The sequence below is a fragment of the Microbacterium sp. 2FI genome (assembly GCF_005502885.1).
GTDB lineage: Bacteria > Actinomycetota > Actinomycetes > Actinomycetales > Microbacteriaceae > Microbacterium.
Window position 1 is genome coordinate 39,606 of the sequence record NZ_SCMR01000001.1, and the last position, 19,620, is coordinate 59,225.

Annotated in this window: 14 protein-coding genes; 9 read left to right on the forward strand and 5 right to left on the reverse strand. The window is 70.3% G+C overall.

Annotated elements, in window-relative coordinates:
• Nucleotides 1-14: 14 nt before the first annotated feature.
• Genes FFS15_RS00190 through FFS15_RS00210 form a run of 5 tightly spaced genes read left to right on the forward strand, consistent with a single transcriptional unit; the run spans nt 15 to nt 8,234 of the window.
• The gene (locus FFS15_RS00190; RefSeq protein ID WP_137842994.1) at nt 15-3,293 is read left to right on the forward strand and encodes a transglutaminase family protein; all 3,279 of its coding nucleotides are present in this window, start codon (nt 15-17) and stop codon (nt 3,291-3,293) included.
• Nucleotides 3,290-5,818 (forward strand): circularly permuted type 2 ATP-grasp protein, encoded by a 2,529-nt coding sequence (locus FFS15_RS00195; RefSeq protein ID WP_137842995.1) that lies wholly within the window; start codon nt 3,290-3,292, stop codon nt 5,816-5,818. Before FFS15_RS00190 ends, FFS15_RS00195 begins: the two co-directional genes overlap by 4 nt.
• Before the next feature lie 16 nt (nt 5,819-5,834).
• Nucleotides 5,835-6,731 (forward strand): transglutaminase family protein, encoded by an 897-nt coding sequence (locus FFS15_RS00200; protein WP_137842996.1) that lies wholly within the window; start codon nt 5,835-5,837, stop codon nt 6,729-6,731.
• 34 nt (nt 6,732-6,765) lie between these two features.
• Nucleotides 6,766-7,785, forward strand: coding sequence for a putative zinc-binding metallopeptidase (locus FFS15_RS00205; RefSeq protein ID WP_137842997.1), 1,020 nt, complete (start codon nt 6,766-6,768; stop codon nt 7,783-7,785).
• A complete protein-coding gene (locus FFS15_RS00210) occupies nt 7,782-8,234 on the forward strand; it encodes a GNAT family N-acetyltransferase (RefSeq protein ID WP_137842998.1) in 453 nt (150 codons plus the stop codon). The genes FFS15_RS00205 and FFS15_RS00210 overlap by 4 nt, the downstream gene beginning before the upstream one ends.
• 3 nt (nt 8,235-8,237) lie before the next feature.
• On the opposite strand, the gene FFS15_RS00215 is transcribed toward FFS15_RS00210, so the two are convergent.
• Nucleotides 8,238-9,179 (reverse strand): phospholipase, encoded by a 942-nt coding sequence (locus FFS15_RS00215; protein WP_137842999.1) that lies wholly within the window; start codon nt 9,177-9,179, stop codon nt 8,238-8,240.
• A 312-nt stretch (nt 9,180-9,491) separates the two neighbouring features.
• On the opposite strand from FFS15_RS00215, the gene FFS15_RS00220 reads away from it, so the two are divergent.
• The gene (locus tag FFS15_RS00220; RefSeq protein ID WP_137843000.1) at nt 9,492-11,606 is read left to right on the forward strand and encodes a glucose PTS transporter subunit IIA; all 2,115 of its coding nucleotides are present in this window, start codon (nt 9,492-9,494) and stop codon (nt 11,604-11,606) included.
• A gap of 177 nt (nt 11,607-11,783) precedes the next feature.
• On the opposite strand, the gene pgi is transcribed toward FFS15_RS00220, so the two are convergent.
• A complete protein-coding gene (gene pgi / locus FFS15_RS00225) occupies nt 11,784-13,466 on the reverse strand; it encodes a glucose-6-phosphate isomerase (RefSeq protein ID WP_137843001.1) in 1,683 nt (560 codons plus the stop codon).
• 45 nt (nt 13,467-13,511) lie between these two features.
• On the opposite strand from pgi, the gene FFS15_RS00230 reads away from it, so the two are divergent.
• Nucleotides 13,512-14,330 (forward strand): Cof-type HAD-IIB family hydrolase, encoded by an 819-nt coding sequence (locus FFS15_RS00230; RefSeq protein ID WP_137843002.1) that lies wholly within the window; start codon nt 13,512-13,514, stop codon nt 14,328-14,330.
• Nucleotides 14,331-14,344: 14 nt separating this feature from the next.
• On the opposite strand, the gene FFS15_RS00235 is transcribed toward FFS15_RS00230, so the two are convergent.
• Together FFS15_RS00235 and FFS15_RS00240 are read right to left on the reverse strand one after the other, a co-directional pair.
• Complete coding sequence (locus tag FFS15_RS00235; RefSeq protein ID WP_137843003.1) at nt 14,345-15,184, reverse strand: hypothetical protein; 840 nt, start codon at nt 15,182-15,184, stop codon at nt 14,345-14,347.
• 10 nt (nt 15,185-15,194) lie between these two features.
• A complete protein-coding gene (locus tag FFS15_RS00240; RefSeq protein ID WP_137843004.1) occupies nt 15,195-15,842 on the reverse strand; it encodes a TetR/AcrR family transcriptional regulator in 648 nt (215 codons plus the stop codon).
• A 115-nt stretch (nt 15,843-15,957) separates the two neighbouring features.
• On the opposite strand from FFS15_RS00240, the gene FFS15_RS00245 reads away from it, so the two are divergent.
• Nucleotides 15,958-17,388 (forward strand): MFS transporter, encoded by a 1,431-nt coding sequence (locus FFS15_RS00245; protein ID WP_137843005.1) that lies wholly within the window; start codon nt 15,958-15,960, stop codon nt 17,386-17,388.
• A 13-nt stretch (nt 17,389-17,401) separates the two neighbouring features.
• Here FFS15_RS00245 and FFS15_RS00250 read toward each other — a convergent pair whose 3' ends face one another.
• On the reverse strand, nt 17,402-18,415 hold the full coding sequence (locus FFS15_RS00250; RefSeq protein WP_212743087.1) for a helix-turn-helix domain-containing protein: 1,014 nt from the start codon (nt 18,413-18,415) through the stop codon (nt 17,402-17,404).
• Between the two features lie 129 nt (nt 18,416-18,544).
• Between FFS15_RS00250 and FFS15_RS00255 the strand changes: the two genes are divergently transcribed.
• Nucleotides 18,545-19,618, forward strand: a complete 1,074-nt coding sequence (locus FFS15_RS00255; protein WP_137843007.1) for a methyltransferase domain-containing protein — start codon at nt 18,545-18,547, stop codon at nt 19,616-19,618.
• The last annotated feature ends 2 nt before the right edge of the window (nt 19,619-19,620 follow it).

Genomic DNA, 19,620 nt, shown 5'->3' on the forward strand with positions numbered 1-19,620 from the left:
GGCAAGGTTGGGTCATGTCGATCAAAGTGTCGTTGACCCACTACACCGGCTATCAGTTCGCCCGGCCGGTGAAAGTCACGCCACACGTCGTGCGCCTGCGCCCCGCCCCGCACTCCCGCACACCGATCGAGGCGTACTCGCTCGATGTGAGTCCCAAAGAGCATTTCATCAACTGGCAGCAGGACCCGTTCGGCAACTGGGTGGCCCGGCTCGTCTTCCCCGAGAAGATCGATCACCTCAAGATCACGGTCGGCCTCGTCGCCGACATGATGGTGATCAATCCGTTCGACTTCTTCATCGAGGAGTACGCCGAGACCTTCCCCTTCCAGTACGAGCCGAGCCTCAAGGCCGACCTGGCACCGTACCTGCGACCGGTCGACGACAGCGACGAGGCCGGCGCCTGGAAGGACGCGCTGCCGCCGCTGCCCGAAGGCGGGATGGCGACCGTGCCGTTCCTCGCGAACCTCAACAGTGCGGTGCACCGTGACATCGCGTACGACGTGCGCATGGAGCCGGGCGTGCAGACGCCCGACGAGACGCTCCGCCGCGCGATCGGCTCGTGCCGCGACAGTGCGTGGCTGCTGGTGAGCCTTCTGCGCAAGTACGGCTTGGCAGCCCGCTTCGTCTCGGGCTATCTCGTGCAGCTCGCTGCCGACCAGAAGGCCCTCGACGGTCCGAGCGGCACCGAGGCAGACTTCACCGACCTGCACGCGTGGACCGAGGTGTACATCCCGGGTGCCGGCTGGGTCGGCATGGATCCGACGAGCGCTCTCTTCGCCGGCGAGGGGCACATTCCGCTGAGCGCCACGCCGCATCCCTCGAGCGCTGCGCCGATCGAGGGCGCGACCGAGCCGGTCGAGGTGACGTTCGAGTTCGCCAACGAGGTGCTCCGCATCCACGAAGACCCGCGCACCACGAAGCCCTACACCGACGGCCAGTGGGCTCGCATCGACAAGCTCGGCGAAGCGGTCGACGAGCGCCTCGCGGCCGGCGATGTACGGCTGACGATGGGCGGCGAGCCGACCTTCGTCGCGCTCGACGATGCGACCAGCCCCGAGTGGAACACCGACGCCGACGGCCCGCACAAGCGCGTGCTCGCGGGCGAGCTGGCGGAGCGTCTGCGCTCGGCGTACGCCCTGGGTGGCGTCGTGCACCGCGGGCAGGGCAAGTGGTACCCGGGCGAGCCGCTGCCGCGCTGGAACATCGCGTTGCAGTGGCGGGCCGACGGCGAGCCGCTGTGGAACGACGCCGACCTCTTCGCGGATCCCTGGGGAGCGGATGCCGATCCCGAGGCCGAGTTGCACGCCGAGGCGCTCGCGCAGGCGGTGACAGCCGTGCTCGCCGTTCCCGCGAAGCAGCTGCTGCCGGCGTTCGAAGACCCGCTCGCGAGCCTCGCCGCCGACATCCGCCGTCCCGAGGGGCCGCGCCCCGCAGGCGACGAGCCCGATGCCGGCGCGGTAGCGGCCCTCGACGACGGTGTTTCGCGGCCGACCGGCTGGGTGCTGCCGCTGACCACCGACGGCGAGTGGACGAGCCCGGCGTGGTCGTTCCGTCGCGGGCGCCTCGTGCTGATCCCGGGCGAGAGTGCGGTCGGACTCCGCCTGCCGCTCGACTCCATCTCATGGCTCGACCCCGAGCACCCTGGCGAGCCGTCGTACCTCGAGGCCGGACCGCCGTTGCAGCCCGGCATCCCGAAGGTGACGGTCGTCGACCCGAAGGAGGCGCCGACCACCGCGCTCGCGTTCGAGGCGCGCGGCGGGCAGGTGCACGTCTTCCTTCCGCCGACGCAGACGCTCGAGGCGTACGCGAGCCTGCTCGCAGTGCTCGAGCAGGCGACGAGTGCCGTGCGCTGCCGCATCGTGCTCGAAGGCTACGGCCCGCCGCCGGACGCGCGGCTGGTGCAGCTGTCGGTCACCCCCGATCCCGGAGTGATCGAGGTCAACGTGCAGCCCACCTCGTCGTGGCGAGACCTCCGCGGCCTCACCTTCCTGCTCTACGAGCAGGCCCGGCAGAGCCGCCTGGCGACCGAGAAGTTCGACCTCGACGGCCTGCACACCGGCACCGGCGGCGGCAATCACATCACCCTCGGCGGCACGCAGCCGGTGGATTCGCCGCTGCTGCGTCGCCCCGATCTGCTCGCGAGCCTCATCGCATACTGGCAGCGGCATCCGAGTCTGTCGTTCCTGTTCTCGGGCCGGTTCATCGGACCGACGAGCCAGGCGCCGCGCTTCGACGAGGGTCGACCCGAGGCCGTCTACGAGATGGAGATCGCGCTGCAGGAGGTGCGCCGGCTCACCGCTGCCGCCGCCGCGATCGACGAGGAGCCTTCGCCGTGGGTCATCGACCGGGCGCTGCGGCACCTGCTCACCGACCTCACCGGCAACACCCACCGCGCCGAGTTCTGCATCGACAAGCTGTACAGCCCCGACTCGAGCCGGGGGCGGCTCGGACTCCTCGAGCTGCGCGGATTCGAGATGCCGCCGCATCCCGAGCTCGCCCTCGTGCAGGCGCTGCTCGTGCGCAGCCTCGTCGCGATGTTCTGGGAGAAGCCGTACGCGGCACCCCTCGTCCGCTGGGGCACGCGCCTGCACGAGGACTTCCTGCTGCCCGCGGGTGCGACCGCCGATATCGGCGAGGTCGTCGCCGACCTGCAGGCGCACGGCATCCCTTTCGAGCAGTCGTGGCTCGACTCGTTCACCGAGTTCCGCTTCCCGCGCATCGGCGTCACGCGTCTCGTCGACGGCTCCGCCGGGCGCGCCATCGAACTCGAGCTGCGGCAGGCCATCGAGCCCTGGCACGTGCTCGGCGAAGAAGCGACGGCGGGCGGAACCTCGCGCTATGTCGACTCGTCGGTCGAGCGCGTTCAGGTGAAGGTCACGGGCATCGAGGCGCACCGCCACCTCGTGACGTGCGAAGGTGTACCCGTGCCTCTGACACCCACCGGCGAGCCCGGCGAGTACTACGCCGGCGTCCGCTACCGCGCGTGGCAGCCGTGGTCGGCGCTGCATCCGACGATCCCCGTGCACGCCCCGCTCACGTTCGACGTCGTCGACGTCGAGGCCGCCGTGAGCCTCGGCGGAGCGACCTACCACGTGGTGCACCCGGGCGGCCGGTCGTACGACCACCCGCCGATCAACTCCAACGAGGCCGAGGCGCGTCGGGCCAGCCGGTTCGAGCCCCACGGACACACGGCGGGCCGGATCGACGTCGCGGCGCTCCGCGAAGCCGGTCGACGCGCGTTCAGCGCGGACTACCCGCACACCCTCGATCTCCGGAGGGTTCCGACGGAGTGAGCCTTCTCCGCGACTACGCCGCTCGACTCGCGCAGCCGACGCTTCCCCTTGCCGCCGGCGAGGGGAACGGCGGCGCGCGCTTCGACGAGGTCGTGGGGCCAGACGGTGCGCTGCGCCCGGCATGGAAGGGGATGGCGGCGATCGCCGTCGACCTGACCGCCGCGGAGATCGAGCGCATCGACGGCGAGATCACGACCCTCCTCGCCGACGACGGCGTCACGTACGGCAACCCCGAGTCGGGCTCGCAGCCTTGGCGCCTGGATCCCATGCCGCTCGTGCTGGATGCCGCGACCTGGGCTCGGCTCGAGGTGGGTCTCGCCCAGCGGGCGGAGCTGCTCAACGCCCTCTTGGCCGACATCTACGGTGAGCAGCGACTGCTCGCCGAGGGCGTCGTCCCCGCCGCCGTCGTCTTCGGTCACGCCGGATACACCCGGCCGGTCGCCCGCACGACCGGGTTCGACGCTCACCCGCTCATCCTCTCCAGCACCGATCTCGGCCGCGACGCCGCGGGGGAGTGGCACGTGCTCACCGACCGCGTGCAGGCGCCGTCTGGCCTCGGGTACGCGATGGAGAACCGCCGCGTGCTCTCACGCGTGCTGCCCGAGCTCTACGAAGAGGCCGGGCTCCACCGCATGGAGCCGTACTTCTCGGCCCTGCGTTCCGCCCTGTTGCAGGCTGCACCCGCTGAGACCGCAGACCCGCGCGTCGTCGTGCTCTCGCCCGGCACGCACTCCGAGACCGCCTACGACCAGGCGTTCATCGCCAACATCCTCGGCTTCCCGCTCGTGCAGGGCGAAGACCTGGTCGTCCGCGACGGTTGGGTATGGATGAAGCCGGCGGGCTTCCCCCAGCATCAGCCGCACGAGCGCGTCGATGTGATCCTTCGACGGGTGGATGCCGAATGGTGCGATCCGCTCGAACTCCGTGCCGGGTCCCAGCTCGGCGTCGCCGGTCTCACCGAGGCCGTGCGCCGCGGCCGCGTGCGGCTCGTCAACGGCCTCGGCGCCGGAGTCCTCGAGAACCCCGGACTCATGCCGTTCATGCCGGCGGTCTGCGAGCGTCTGCTCGGCGAGCAGCTGCGGCTGCCGTCGGTGCCGACGCGCTGGTGCGGCGACCCCGACGGGCTCCGCGGCGTCCTCGACGCGCTCGCCGCCGACCCCGCCTCGGTGATCGTGCGGCAGATCGACGGGCGTGCGGCTGATCTCGCGGGGCTGTCGGCCGAACAGCTGAGCGCGCGCATCCTCGCCGCGCCTCACCGTTTCGTCGGGCAGGAGCGCCTGCCGCTCTCGCAGGCGCCGTCATGGGGCGACGCCGGTCGGGCGGCCGGGGCAGCCAAGCCCGGGCAGGTCATGCTCCGCGCGTTCACCGTCCGAGACGGCGCGATCTATCGCCCGCTCGTCGGCGGACTCGCGACACTCGTCGACGAGCGCACCGCGGCACCGAGCACGAAAGACGTGTGGGTGCTGAAGGCGGCGCTCGCCGATCCCGATCAGGGCATCGTCGAGGCGGTTCCGCTGCCGCTTGCCCGCGCGGTGCCGGTGCTGTCGCCCCGCGCCGTCGAGGACATGTTCTGGTCGGGGCGCTACACCGAGCGCGCCGAAGACCTCGTGCGTCTCGTCATCACCGCGAGCGCCTATGCCGAGCAGCTCGACTACGCGTCCACGTCGCAGGGCGGCGCGGCGCTGCGCGCCCTCATCGGGGCCCTCCAGCGCCTGTGCGGCACCCGCTGGCTCGATCCCGACCTCGAGCAGCGTTCGCTGCTGCTGGATGCCGATCGCGCGGGCTCTGCCGCCCACTCGCTCGCGCGTCTGCGTGATGCGCTCGAAGGCGTCCGCGACCAGTTGTCGGGCGACACGTGGCGCGCGTTCGGCAGCACCGATCGCGCCATGAAGGCGCTGCGTGCCTCGCGCCGCCCGCAGAACGCCGAGTCGGCCAGCCGCATGCTGGGCGGCATCCTCGGCCTCCAGGGCGTCTTCGCGAACATGATGCGCGACGACGGCTGGCACGCACTCGAGGCCGGCCGCTACCTGGAGCGCTCGCTGCAGGTGTGCACGCTGCTCGCCGCGACCACCACGCTGTCGCTCGGGGCCGGCGTCGACCGCGCTGTGCTCGGCGGCGTCCTCATGGCCGCCGAGAGCTCGGTCACGCACCGGCGGCGGTTCCGCGGGAGCGTGCGCGCCGTCGATGTGCTCGAGCTGCTGGTGGCGGATGCCGACAACCCGCGCTCGATCGCGTTCTCGCTGGCGCGACTGCGGTACCACCTCTCGAAGCTCGCCGGCTCCACGGGGTCGACGCGGCCGGAGCGGCTGCTCGAGCACCTGGAAGACGCGGTGGAGTCGGCCGACATGGCGGCGCTGTCGGCACCCGTCGACGGGCATCGCCCGCGGCTCGAGGAGTTCCTCGCGGACACGCACGCGCAGCTGCACATCCTGGGCGACGCCATCGTCCACCTCCACTTCGAGAGCGGACCGCTGCCGCAGCCGATCTCGTCGCTGTCGCTGATCGAACTGGCCCAGGCCACCTGATGTCGGGACAGCACTCATGAGATACCGCGTCTCGCACCGCACCACGTACTCGTACGACGACGACGTGTCGAGCAGCTTCGGCCTGGCGCACTGCCGGCCGCGCGATCTGCCGTGGCAGGAGGTCGCCTCGCGCAGCGTCACGATCGATCCGCTGCCGGGCGACCTGACCGACGACGTCGACCACTACGGCAACATCGTGTCGTACTTCCACGTGACCGACCCGCACGTGCAGCTGACGATCGACGCGGTGAGCGAGGTGACCGTGCTGCCGACCGTCTACGACGAAGATGCGCTCGCGCAGCCGTGGGAGCTCGCCCGGCCGATCCTCAACCCGGCGGTCTCGCGGGGCGCGTGGGCGGCGACCGAGTTCGCCCTCGAGTCGCCCAAGGCCCGGCACGTCGACGCGGCGCACGCGTACGCCGCGGCATCCCTCACCCCGGGCCGCCCGATCGGCGAGGCCGTCACCGATCTCATGCACCGCATCAAGACCGACTTCGACTACGACAAGACCGCCACGACCGTCACGAGCACCGTCGCCGATGTGATGGACAAGCGCGCAGGGGTCTGCCAGGACTTCGCGCACCTCGCCCTCGCGTGCCTGCGCAGTCACGGCATGGCGGCGCGGTACGTCAGCGGCTACCTCGCCACGCGACCGCCGGCCGGCAAGCCCCGCATGGTCGGAGCCGACGCCTCGCATGCGTGGGTGGCGGCGTGGATTCCGGGGTCGGACCAGTGGCTCGCGTTCGATCCGACGAACGACCAGTGGGCGGCGGACCGCCACGTGACCGTGGCATGGGGTCGCGACTACGGCGACGTGCCGCCGGTCAAGGGCGTGATCTTCACCGAGGCGAAGAGATCGACGCTGCGGGTGGCGGTCGACGTCGCTCCGCTCGAGGATTACCCCGAAGGCTGACTTCACGCGCCATGGTGTGTGCGAGCATCGATGGGTGAAGGCCTATCGATGCCGCGTCTGCAGCAGTCCGCTCTACTTCGAGAACTCGATCTGCGTGTCGTGCGGAACCGGGCTCGGCTACTCGCGTGCCGAGCGCGAGATCGTGCCCGTCGACCGCAACGGCGTGTACGTCGACGCCACCGGCCTCATCTGGCACGTTTGCCGCAACCTCAACCTGTCGGGGTGCACGTGGCTCGCGCCCCTCGAGGGCGGCCAGTGCTTCAGTTGCGCCCTGACGCGCACGAGGCCCAACGACGCTGACGTCGCGGGCCTCGTGAACTTCCCGATCGCCGAGCGTGCGAAGCGGCACCTCATCGCCGAGCTCGACCACCTCGGATTCGTCGTCGCGGGAAGGGATGCCGCGCTCGGCGGCGATCCGGTGAACGGACTCTGCTTCGACCTGCTCTCGAGCACCGACCGCTCCGTCACCATCGGCCACGACGCCGGCGTCGTCACGATCGACCTCGCCGAGAGCGATCCCGCCTACCGCGAGCGCCTGCGCGGCGAGCTCGACGAGCCCTATCGCACGATGCTCGGCCACTTCCGTCACGAGGTCGGCCACTACATCCAATGGCAGCTGGTGGAGTGCGCCGCCGATGGGGACCTTCTCTCGCGCTCCCGCGCGCTGTTCGGCGACGAGACCGCCGACTACCAGACGGCGATCGACCGCCACTACGCATCGGGGGCGCCCGCGGGCTGGGAGCTCTCCCACCTCACGATGTACGCCACGATGCACCCGTACGAGGACTTCGCCGAGACCTGGGCGCACTACCTGCACATCTGCGACACGGTGGGGACGGCCGCCGAGTACGGGCTCACCGCGGTCGCCGGCGTCGACGCGTTCTCGCACTTCCGCGACCTCGTCACCGGCGTCTGGGTGCCGCTGTCGACCGCGCTCAACATGATCAACCGCTCGATGGGCAAGGACGACCTCTACCCGTTCGTCATCCCCGCGCCCGTGCTCGACAAGCTCGACTTCGTGGCGTCGCTGCGGCCAGCGGCGGGCGTGGCATGACCGTCGAGATCCGTCCGTATGAATCCCGCGACTGGGAGGACATCTGCCGCATCCACGACGCCGCGCGCCTGGATGAGCTGCGGGGCGCCGGACTCCTCGAGGCCTACCTCGACCTCGCCGCGACCTACGAGAACGAGGGGCTCTTCGACGACGAGGTGTGGATCGCCGAGGTCGACGGCCGCGTCGCCGGGTTCCTCGCCGGATCCCGGGGTGAGATCACGTGGGCGTACGTCGACCCGCAGCTGTACCGCCGCGGCGTCGGCCGTGCGCTCGTCGAGCACATGCAGAGCCTCGCGACCGGGCCCATCGAGCTCGAGGTGCTCGACGGCAACGCCGCGCGCGGGTTCTACGAGTCGCTCGGCTTCGTGCACGAAGGAACGACGACCGGCAAGCTCGCCGGCAACGAGGAGTTCAGCGCGACGGGGCACACCATGGTGTGGAGCGCATAGCGCTCAGTACCAGTTGGTCGCCTGCGAGTGCCCCCACGCGGCGCACGGGCTGCCGTACACGGCCGAGATGTAGCCGAGACCCCACGCGATCTGGGTCGCGGCGTTGGTCTGCCAGTCCGAGCCGGCGCTGGCCATCTTGCTGCCGGGAAGCGCCTGCGGAATGCCGGTCGCACCGCTCGAGCCGTTGTATGCCTGGTAGTTCCAGCCCGACTCCTTGTTCCACAGCGACTCCAGGCACGAGAACTGGTCTCCGCCCCAGCCGTAGTTCGCCGATGCCATGTTCGCGGCGGTCGCCTTCGCGCCCTCGACGGTGTTGACGGCGGCGAGGGCGGCGGCTGCCGCTTCCGCTTCGCGCTTCGCCTGGGCGGCTGCTTCGGCGGCGGCCTTCGCGGCGGCTGCCGCCGCGGCTTCCTCGGCCGCCTTCTTCGCGACGGCCGCATCGAGTGCCTCGCGCAGCTCGCCGATGCGCAGCATCACGAGTCGCGTCTGGGCGACGGTGTCGTCGGTCGCGTCGGGAACGAGCATCAGCGGCAGGATGCCGTGGGTCGCGAGCCGATCGACCTCGTCCTGCAGCGCCGTCGTGTCGATCGAGGTGCGCATGCCGTCGAAGTCGAACCCTGAAGCTTCGACCTCTTCGGTCACGGCCGCAGCCCCGTTGACGGCCGCCCGGGCCGCCGAGAGCGCGGTTTCGGCATCCGCCGCGATGTCGTGCAGCGTCTCGATGCCGGAGGGGTATGTCGCATACGCGGCCCCGCTGGTCGCCGATGCGGCCGGCTCGGCGGCGCGTGCCGCGACCGCCGGCGAGGCGGCCGAGAGGGCCGCGGTGGCCAACAGGCCGAGGGTGACCCCGGTGGCGAGTGTCGCTGCGGCGACGGTGCGGCGACGGCGGGCGCCCGCGGTGAGGGGCGAAGTCGTGGGCGTGCTCGTAGACGTGGGGGAGTGCATGCGAAGCGTGGAGTCCTTCGTGTCTCTCGCCGCCGCGGCGGCCAGTGCGCCCTCGGGTTCGGACGCAAAACACCGAGTCTGCGCACTGTTTCTGGACGAACCTCCTGGCTTGGCTGGAAGAACCGTGAGAGCGCAGTGCCGCGAAAAGTCCTGATCAGGTGCCGCGGTGCGCTGCCGGCGCGCCCGGCGACGCGCTTCTCACCCGGCGCGGATGACCCCCCGCGGAGCGGCCGAGCGCTACGCTTCGCTCGACGTCGACAGCGCACCGAGGCCTGCCGACAGTGACGCCCTCGGACATCGAAGGAGCAGTTCATGGCCACCTCGACAGCATCGGAGATCATCACCGCCGTCGGCGGCGCGGGCAACGTCGAGAGTCTCACGCACTGCGCGACGAGGCTCCGATTCCAGCTCCGCGACGCGACCGGCGTCGACCAGAAAGCGGTCGAGGCGATCCCGGGAGTGATGGGCGCCGTGCCGCAGGCGGGCGAGCGCTACCAGGTCGTCATCGGCGGCGGCGTGCAGACCGTCTACAACGACATCATGGCGCTGCCCGCGATGGCGAAATCGGGCGGCGGTGGGGGCGGTGAGGACGACCTCGACACCATCAAGGCCCGCGAGCGCGAGAAGGGCGTGCGCGGCAAGGTCGCGTGGGTCGACGGCCTCTTCGAGTTCCTGTCGGACTCGTTCCGGCCGGTGCTCGGGGCACTCCTCGGCGCATCGTTCTTCATCACGTTCATGGCGCTCATGGCGACGCTCGACGTCATCCCCGACTGGAACGCGCCGGGCGTGACCCTCGATCCGTCCTGGGCGTTCATCAACCTGATGTGGCAGTGCATCTTCGTCTTCCTGCCGCTCATGGTCGCCTACAACGCGACGAAGAAGGTCGGCGCCGACCCGTGGGTGGGCTTCGGCATCATGGCGGTGCTGATGCTGCCGGGCTTCCTCGCGCTCGGCGAAGGAGTCGAACCCACCAGCGTCTTCGGCGTGGACGTCACGATCGTGCCGATCTTCGGCTTCCCGCTCACGATCTTCGACTACAGCTCGCAGGTGTTCCCGCCGCTGCTCATGGCGGCCGTCCTCGGGCCGCTGTACAAGCTGCTGCGCAAGCTCATCACCGCGAACCTGCAGCTCATCTTCGTGCCGTTCTTCGCGATGCTCATCATGATCCCGCTGACGGCGTTCATCATCGGCCCGATCGGCGTCTACGCCGGTGCCGGCCTTGCAAACGTGCTGGCGGCGATCAACAACTTCTCGCCGTTCATCTTCGCGATCGTGATCCCGCTCGCGTATCCGTTCATGGTTCCGCTGGGGCTCCACTGGCCGATCAACGCCGTGATGCTGCTCAACATCCAGACCCTCGGGTATGACTTCATCCAGGGGCCCATGGGCGCGTGGAACTTCGCGTGCTTCGGCGCGACCGCCGGCGTGCTGGTGCTCGCGCTCCGCCACCGCGACACCCAGATGCGGCAGACCTCCACGGGGGCGCTCGCGGCAGGCCTGCTCGGCGGCATCTCGGAGCCGTCGCTGTACGGCATCCATCTGCGCTTCAAGAGGATCTATCCGCGCATGCTCGTGGGGTGCTTCGTGGGCGGTCTTGTGATCGGCGTCGGCAGCCTCATCCTGAACCTGCCGAACGGCATCACGACCCAGGCCTTCGTGTTCACGTCGCTGCTGACGATTCCGGCCTTCGAACCGATCGGGCTCTACGCGATCGCGATCTTTGCGGCGTTCGGCGTCTCGATGCTGCTCGTCGTGCTGTCGAACTTCCGCACGCCCGAGCAGCAGGCCGAGTTCGAGGCGGCGCGCGATGCCGCCGAGGCCGCTGCCGCCGTCGAGCACGTCGCACCCGCGACGGTCGAGGCGGGCGAGGCGCGAACGATCGACGCATCGGATGCCGGGACGGCTGCCGCAGGGACTGCGGCCGTCGCCGCGACCGCGGTTCTCGAGCGCGCGGCGATCGAGATCGCCTCGCCGCTGGCGGGGCGCGTGGTGCCGCTCTCGGAAGTGCCCGACCCGGTGTTCGGCGGTGGGGTCATGGGCCCGGGAGCTGCCATCGAGCCGTCGGGAGACACCGTGTACTCGCCGGGTGCGGGCGTGGTCGCGGCGGCGCAGCCGACCGGCCACGCGTTCGGGCTCGTGCTCGACGGTGGTGTCGAGGTGCTGATCCACGTCGGCATCGACACCGTGAACCTCAAGGGCGAGGGGTTCGACGTGAAGGTGAAGAACGGCGACCGCGTCGAGCTCGGCACACCGCTCGTCGTCTTCGACCGCGCGGTCATCGAGGCGGCCGGCTACCCGCTCATCACGCCGGTGATCGTGCTCAACGCCGACGACTTCGGCGAGGTCGCCCCCGTGCTCGAGGGCGACGTCGTTCCCGGCGCGTCCCTCATCACGGTGGAGCCCAAGGCTGCCGAGCGAGCCGGCTGACGCGGCCCAGGCTCCCGGGGTCCAGGCTCCCGGGGTCCAGGCTGCCGCGGTCGCTCGCGCTGTCGAAACCTGCACTCGCGGTCGTTCACGGCGTGCGCGGATGGCGGTTTCGACAGCGCGAACCGCGGGACGAGGGATGCTGCGGCCGGCGTTCGCGTCGGCCGGAGACGCCGTGCGTCAGACCTCGCGGTGCGCGGCGTAGTACGCGAGCAGGGCGCGAGTGGAGGCGTCCTGCGCGGCGATCGCCTCGGCGTCGCCCTCGATCGCGGGCGCGATCTGCAGGGCGAGCTGCTTGCCGAGCTCGACGCCCCACTGGTCGAACGAGTTGATGCCCCAGATCACGCCCTGCGTGAAGGTGATGTGCTCGTAGAGCGCGACGAGCTGCCCGAGGACGGCGGGGGTGAGCGCCGGGGCGAAGATCGACGTCGTCGGGCGGTTGCCTGCGAACGTGCGGGCGGCGACGAGGGGGCCGGTCGTTCCTTCGGCCTCGACCTCGGACGAGGTCTTGCCGAACGCCAGCGCCTTCGTCTGCGCGAGGAAGTTCGACAGGAACAGGCCGTGCACGTCGCGACCGTCGTCCTGCAGCGGATACGCCGGGTTCGCGAACGCGATGAAGTCGGCCGGGATCAGGCGCGTGCCCTGGTGGATGAGCTGGTAGAACGCGTGCTGGCCGTTCGTCCCGGGCTCGCCCCAGAAGACCTCGCCCGTGTCGGTGGTGACGGGGGTGCCGTCCCAGCGCACCGACTTGCCGTTGGATTCCATCGTCAGCTGCTGCAGGTACGCCGCGAACCGGCTCAGCTGCTGCGCGTACGGCAGCACGGCGTGCGACTGGGCGCCCAGGAAGTTGACGTACCAGACGTTGAGGAGGCCCATCAGCACCGGGACGTTCTGCTCGAGCGGTGTCGTCCGCACGTGCTCGTCGACGGCGTGGAACCCGGCGAGCAGCTCGCGGAACACGTCGGGGCCGAGCTCGATCGCGAGCGACAGGCCGATGGCCGAGTCGACCGAGTAGCGGCCGCCCACCCAGTCCCAGAACCCGAACGCGTTCACCGGATCGATGCCGAACGCGGCGACCTTGTCGAGGGCCGTCGACACCGCGACGAAGTGGTGGGCGACGGCATCCGTCCGCTGCGCGTCCGAACCGTCGATCGCGCCGACGGCCTCGAGTCCCGCCCAGAGCCAGTCGCGCGCGAGGCGGGCGTTGGTGAGCGTCTCGAGGGTCGTGAAGGTCTTCGACGCGACGATGACGAGCGTGGTCTCGGGGTCGAGTCCCTTCGTCTTCTGCGCGAGATCGGTCGGGTCGATGTTCGAGACGAACCGCGCCTCGATGCCGGCGGTCGCGTACGGCTCGAGGGCGGCCGAGATCATGACGGGGCCGAGGTCCGAGCCGCCGATGCCGATGTTGACGATGTGGGTGACCTTCTTGCCGCTCACACCGCGCCAGTCGCCGGTGCGGACGCGGTTCGCGAATGCATCGATGGCATCGAGAACAGCGTGCACGTCGTGGTCGATCTGCTGGCCGTCGACGACGAGTGCGGGCTCGCTCCCCGCCGGCCGGCGGAGGGCGGTGTGCAGCACGGCGCGGTCTTCGGTCGTGTTGATGTGCTCGCCCGCGAGCATGGCGGCGTAGCGCTCGGCGACACCGGTCTGCTCGGCGAGGTGCACGAGCGAGGCGACGATCTCGTCGGTGACGAGGTTCTTCGACAGGTCGACGTGGAGGTCGGCGAGTGTATGGCTGAGTCGCTCGACACGACCCGGATCGGCGGCGAACCAGCCGCGCAGATCGGGGGAGAACGCGTCGCGGTGCGCGGCGAGCTCGGCCCAGGCGGAGGTGGACGTGGCATCGATCGGGGCGGTCACGACACTCACGGTACAGGGCCCGCCTACGCTGGAGGCGGAGGTGCCATGCCCTTTCCCTCACCCCGACTGCGGCTCATCGCCGTCGACATGGACGGCACGCTGCTCGACGGCGCCGGCCGCATCCCCGAGGCCCTCTGGCCGCTGCTGGATCGGCTGCACGAGCGCGGGATCCTCTTCGCACCCGCCAGCGGGCGCCAGCTCGCGACGCTGCAGCGGGCGTTCAGCGACCACGCGTCGGAGATGGTCTTCATCGCCGAGAACGGCGGCTACGTCGTGCAGGGCGGCGCCGAGGTGAGCTCGGCGTCGATGGATCCGTCGTTCGCGGTCTCGCTGCTCGGGCGGCTGCGCGAGCTCGCCCGGCGAGGGGCCGACATCGGCGTCGTGCTGTGCGGCAAGCGGTCGGCCTACGTCGAGCGGACGGATGCCGACTTCCTCGCCGAGGCGCGCAAGTACTACGCGAAGCTCGAGATCGTCGATGATCTGCGCGCCGTGGATGATCAGGTGCTCAAAGTGGCGATCTTCGATTTCGCGGACGCCGAGGCCACCGCACCTGCGTTCGACGACCTGCAGAGCACCCACCAGGTCGTGGTGTCGGGGCATCACTGGATCGACATCATGAACACCGGCGTCAACAAGGGCGTCGCCCTCGCACGCCTGCAGGAGTCGCTCGGCATCGCCCGCGCCGAGACGGCCGTGTTCGGCGACTACCTCAACGACCTCGAGATGATGGATGCCGCCGACCTCTCGTTCGCGATGGCCAACGCGCACCCCGACGTCCTCGCCCGCGCACGGCACACCGCCCCGTCCAACGTCGAGAGCGGCGTCATCACGACGATCGGCAAGCTGCTCGACGGGCCGGGCTGACGCGGCGCGACCACTTACTCCGCGGTCAGGCGCGCGACGCCCTCGATGACGGCGGCGTGCGTCACGGGTGACGCGAGTACACGGAAATGCCCCGGCATCGTCACTGCGACATTCGTCGCGCCCTCGAGGGCGCTGCCCTCCAGGATGTGCGGGTCGTAGGGTCCGAAGATCGAGACGATGCGCCCGTTCACCGAGGTCTCGCGGCCGAGGGTCACGATCGTCTCGTTCTCGGGGAGGAAGGCGCGGATGCTGGGATCCACGAACAGGAGGCGCGCGAGTCGGGCACCGCCGAACGGCGTCGCGACGGCGACGAGTCCGAGGATCCCGAGCGGCGGGCCACCGCCTTCGGGCGGCGCGCTCGCCGCGGCTTCGGCGGGGTCGCCGCCGGATGCCGCCTCGGCGGCGGCCGCGGCTGCCGCGCCGGTCGACACCAGCAGGTGCTTGCCGATGAGCCCGCCCTTGCTGTGCGCGACGAGCACGCGGCCGGCCTCGGGGGCGGGCCGCTCCGCGAGGATCTCGCCCAGGCGCTCCGCCGTGCCGGCGACGCTGCGACGGTTCATGCCGAGGCCGTGGACGACCTCGACGCGGTAACCCGCGGCGGCGAGGGCGTCACCGAGGGGACGCAGGAACGTCCAGTGCTCGTAGACGCCCGGGAGCAGCACGACCTCGGGAAGATCGGTGTCGCCCCGGCTCCACGCCACCGGCACCGGCCGGGGACGCCCGATCGACCATGGCAGCGACGCCACCGCGAGCTGCCGGCGACCCGCATAGAGGTAGTCCGCGGCCCACACGAAACCGCGACGCATGAGCGAGATCCGCGCGGGGGCGTCGGCGGGCGCGGGGGTGCGGGGCATGTGCCGAAGTCTACGAGGGCTCGGCTGTCGTGCCGCGAACGCCCACGATGGCCGCTTCGACCACCGCGGCGGCGAGGGCGTCGATCACGGGCGCCGGCTGCCACTGCACGGGGCCGTGGGCGGCGATGTCGGCGAAGCCGTGGACGGCCGACCAGCACGCGAACTCCGCGAACGGCCGCCGCTCCGCTGAGAGCGCCCCGGTGACGACCATCTCGTCGAGGGTGTCGAGGAGCAGCTGGAAAGGCTCGACCACTTCGTCGTCGAGCGTCACGATCCCGATGCTCGCCGTCGGGTCCTGGGTCGTGAAGGCCAGCTCGAACCATCCCCGCTCGGTGCGGGCGAAGTCGATGTACGCGAGCCCGATGCGGCGCAGGCGCTCGATCGAGGCGGCTGCGGGGTCGAGATCGTCGGGCGTCGCGTCGACGCGCGCGCGGATGTGCCGGCCGAAGGCGAGCTGGGCCAGTGCGGCCACCGCGTGAAGGAGGTCGTCCCGATCGGTGAAGTGGCGGTAGGCGGCATTGGGTGAGACGCCGACGGCGCGCGTGACCTCGCGCAGCGACACCGCTGCCGGTCCTCCGACGCGAGCGAGCTGCAGCCCCTCCTGGATCAGCGCGTGTCGGAGGTCGCCGTGATGATAGGTACGCGCCTCAGCGCTCATTGCATCGCTCCGACCGAGTGTGTACGGTGTGAACATCGCGGATGTGAACGGTGTCCACATCGAGCGTACTGCGCAGCATCCGCCTCCCCCAGCACCACACGCAGAAGGAATCCTCATGAGCGAGCCGACGTCGACGCGAGACGACGCAACGCAGGTGACTCCCGGGCCCGCCACGGTGCGGGCGTTCTACCAGGTGCTCGTCAACACCGCCGTCGCCAATGTGACCTCGAGCTACCTGTGGTGGGGGCTCACGTTCTGGGCTTACCTCGAGACCCGCTCGGTGCTGGCGACCGCCATCATCGGCGGCTCGTACATGCTGCTGGTCGCCGTGTTCGGGGTCGTGTTCGGCGTACTCGTCGACCGCATGAAGAAGAAGGCCGTCATGGTCCTCTCCAGCGGCGTGACGCTCACGACCTACCTGCTCGCCGGGGCCCTCTACCTCGCGTTCCCCGAGAGCGTGCTGGTCGACTGGGGCGGGCCGTGGTTCTGGGTTTTCGCGGGTGTGATCCTCATCGGCGGCGTGGTCGAGAACCTCCGCAACATCGCGCTGTCGACGACCGTCACGCTGCTCGTGCCGTCCGACCGCCGTGACAAGGCGAACGGTCTCGTGGGTGCCGTGCACGGCATCGCGTTCATGGTCACGAGCGTCTTCTCGGGGCTGTCGATCGGGTTGCTCGGCATGGGTTGGACGGTCGCGATCGCGATCGTCGCGACGGCAATCGCGCTCGTGCACCTGTTCTTCGTCCCGATCCCCGAGCGGGGCATCGCCCATGTCGAGGGCGCTGCGCCCGCGGGCTTCGGGTTCCGGGGCGTGATCCCCGCGGTGATCGCCGTGCCCGGACTCCTCGCGCTCATCCTCTTCTCGACCTTCAACAATCTCGTCGGCGGCGTGTTCATGGCACTCATGGACCCGTATGGACTCACGCTGTTCTCGGTCGAGGTGTGGGGCATCGTGCTCGGCATCACGAGCATCGGCTTCATCATCGGCGGCGGGCTCGTGGCGAAATTCGGCCTGGGCAGGAATCCGGTGCGCACGATGCTGCTCGTCAACATCGGCATCGCGCTGCTCGGCATGACGTTCGCGATCCGCGAGTGGTGGTGGCTGTACGCGCTCGGCATCCTCATCTTCATGTGCCTCATGCCGATCGCCGAGGCCGCCGAGCAGACCATCGTGCAGCGCGTCGTGCCGTTCGAGAAGCAGGGCCGTGTGTTCGGCTTCGCCGCGAGCGTCGAGTCGGCGGCGGCGCCGATCTCGGCCTTCCTCGTGGGACCGCTCGCGCAGTTCTGGCTGATCCCGTTCATGGACTCGCAGGCCGGGCAGGACGCGTTCGGGTGGCTGCTCGGCGAGGGCGAGGCGCGCGGAATGGCGCTCGCGTTCGTGGGCGCGAGCCTGCTGCTCCTCGTGCTCGTGCTGCTCGCCTTCGTCTCGAAGCCGTATCGCGAACTGTCGGCCGCCTATGCCGACGCACCGCCGTCGCTTGCGACGGCGGGCGACACCGACGCCGTCGGCGAGGCCGGTGACGCGCTTCGCACGAGCGTGCGCTGACCCGCTCCGGCGCTCACGCCGGAGTGATGACGGGCACCCGATAGCGCTTGCGATAGGCGGCGGGCGAGAGCCCGGTGACCCGCTTGAACAGACGGCGGAAGAACGCCGCGTCCTCGTATCCGACATGCCAGCCCACGGCTTCGACCGAGTCTTCGGAGCGCTCGAGCCGTCGCTTGGCCTCCTCGACGCGGACGCGCTGCACGTACACAAGCGGGCTGATGCCGGTCGCCTCGGTGAAGCGGCGCTTGAAGGTGCGCTCGGCGAGCCCTGAGCGAACGACCAGCTGCTCGACGGGGGTGGCCACCGAGAAGTGGGTGCGCAGCCACTCCTGCGCGTCCTGCACGACCGCGTCACCGTGGTCGGTGCGTCCCTCGAACAGCATGTACGGCGCCAGGCCGTCCTGGTGCCACTGCAGCGCGAACATCCGCGCCGTCTCCTGCGCTGCGATCGCGCCGGCGAAGCGGCCGGTGAGATACAGCACGAGGTCGTGCCACGTCGTCGACGCGCCCGACGTGATCAGCTCGTCGCGGGAGCCCGCGACCATGAGTGCGCGCTCCGGATGGATCCGCACATCGGGGTGGGCGGCGCGCAGCTGCGGCGCGTAGTCGTAGTGCACCGTCACGTCGCGGTCGTCGAAGAGTCCGGTCTCGGCGAGCAGGAAGATGCCCGAGCAGGCGGAGCACAGCAGCGCCCCCTGATCGTGCATGCGCGATGCCCAGGCGACGATGCCGGGATACCGGTCGCTGATCCACCCGTCGGCCCCGAGAACGATCGAGGGCACGATCACGATGTCGGTGGTCTCGATCTCGTCGATGCTGCGCGACACCGGCACTGGGATCCCGCTCACCCCCATCAGCGGGCCCGCTTCGGCTCCGACGATCTCAGCACGGAAGGGCGGGGTTCCCGTGACTCCTCGGATGTCCATGACGCCGAACGAGTTCATCACGTCGAGCACACCGAACATCGTCGCGACGCCGGTGTCGGGCAGGGCGATGACGCTCACGCGCAGGGTGCGGTCGGCGGGCACGGGCGACCTCCTCGACGCCATGGTGGCACGAATGGACCGATCGAGGGTCGAGATGCCTCTGAACGCCGCGGCGCGGCATCCCGAACATGGAAGAACACCAATCGATCGGACGATGAAAGGACCGAAACGATGACGACGACAACGACAACCATCGATGAGACCGCCCTGCAGGCATTCGTGATGCGGGCGATCGACGACCTCGGAGCCGGATACCTCGGGGTGATGGTGAGCCTCGGTGCGCGCCTCGGCCTCTACGCGGAGCTCGCCGAATCAGGCCCGCTCACCTCGCACGAGCTGGCTCTGCGCACCGACTGCGCAGAGCGCTATGTGCGTGACTGGCTCTCTTCGCAGGCGGCCGCGGGCTACCTCGAGTACGAGCCGGCCGGGAAGACGTTCTCGCTCAGCCCCGAGCAGGCGCTCGTGCTGGCAGACGAGACGAGCCCGGTCTACCTCCCTCCGGCGTGGAACGTGCCCGCGGCGATGTGGTCGGACGAGGCGAAGGCACTCCACGCCTTCCGCACCGGCGAGGGCATCGCATGGGGCGACCACGACCCCCGCCTCGCCCACGGCACCGCGGCCTTCTACCGCAACGGCTACCGCGCGAGCCTGGTCTCGCAGTGGCTGCCGGCGCTGGACGGCGTCGTCGCGGCGCTCGAGAACGGGATCGCCGTCGCCGACGTCGGCGTCGGGCACGGCCACACGACGGTGCTCATGGCCGAGGCGTTCCCGAACTCGCGGTTCTTCGGGTTCGACACCCACGAGCCGTCGGTGTTCGAGGCGCGCCGCAACGCGCGAGAAGCGGGCGTCACCGAGCGCACCACGTTCGAACGGGTGCGGGCGACGGAGTACGAGGCCCTCGGCTTCGGGCTCATCTGCTTCTTCGACGCGCTGCACGACATGGGCGACCCGGTCGGCGTGCTGCGGCACGCGGCCGAGGCGCTCACGCCCGACGGCACGCTGCTGCTGGTCGAGCCGAATGCGGCGGACCGGCTCGAAGACAACCTGTCGGTCGTCTCGCAGACCTACTTCGCAGCGTCGAGCATGATCTGCACCGCGCACGCGATCGCGGACGGCGGCGAGCTCGTGCTCGGCGCGCAGGCCGGCCCCGCGCGGCTCACCGAGGTGCTGAACGCCGCCGGCTTCAGCCGCGTGCGCGTGGTCGCCGAGACGCCCTTCAACCTCATCATCGAGGCGAAGCGCTGACC

Bases quoted from the DNA above. Each gene is read 5' to 3' on its own strand.
- FFS15_RS00235 (WP_137843003.1), bottom strand. From the start codon at position 15,184: ATGCCCCGCACCCCCGCGCCCGCCGACGCCCCCGCGCGGATCTCGCTC.
- FFS15_RS00255 (WP_137843007.1), top strand. From the start codon at position 18,545: ATGACGACGACAACGACAACCATCGATGAGACCGCCCTGCAGGCATTC.
- FFS15_RS00245 (WP_137843005.1), top strand. From the start codon at position 15,958: ATGAGCGAGCCGACGTCGACGCGAGACGACGCAACGCAGGTGACTCCC.
- FFS15_RS00220 (WP_137843000.1), top strand. From the start codon at position 9,492: ATGGCCACCTCGACAGCATCGGAGATCATCACCGCCGTCGGCGGCGCG.
- FFS15_RS00230 (WP_137843002.1), top strand. From the start codon at position 13,512: ATGCCCTTTCCCTCACCCCGACTGCGGCTCATCGCCGTCGACATGGAC.
- FFS15_RS00210 (WP_137842998.1), top strand. From the start codon at position 7,782: ATGACCGTCGAGATCCGTCCGTATGAATCCCGCGACTGGGAGGACATC.
- FFS15_RS00200 (WP_137842996.1), top strand. From the start codon at position 5,835: ATGAGATACCGCGTCTCGCACCGCACCACGTACTCGTACGACGACGAC.
- FFS15_RS00190 (WP_137842994.1), top strand. From the start codon at position 15: ATGTCGATCAAAGTGTCGTTGACCCACTACACCGGCTATCAGTTCGCC.
- FFS15_RS00215 (WP_137842999.1), bottom strand. From the start codon at position 9,179: ATGCACTCCCCCACGTCTACGAGCACGCCCACGACTTCGCCCCTCACC.
- FFS15_RS00240 (WP_137843004.1), bottom strand. From the start codon at position 15,842: ATGAGCGCTGAGGCGCGTACCTATCATCACGGCGACCTCCGACACGCG.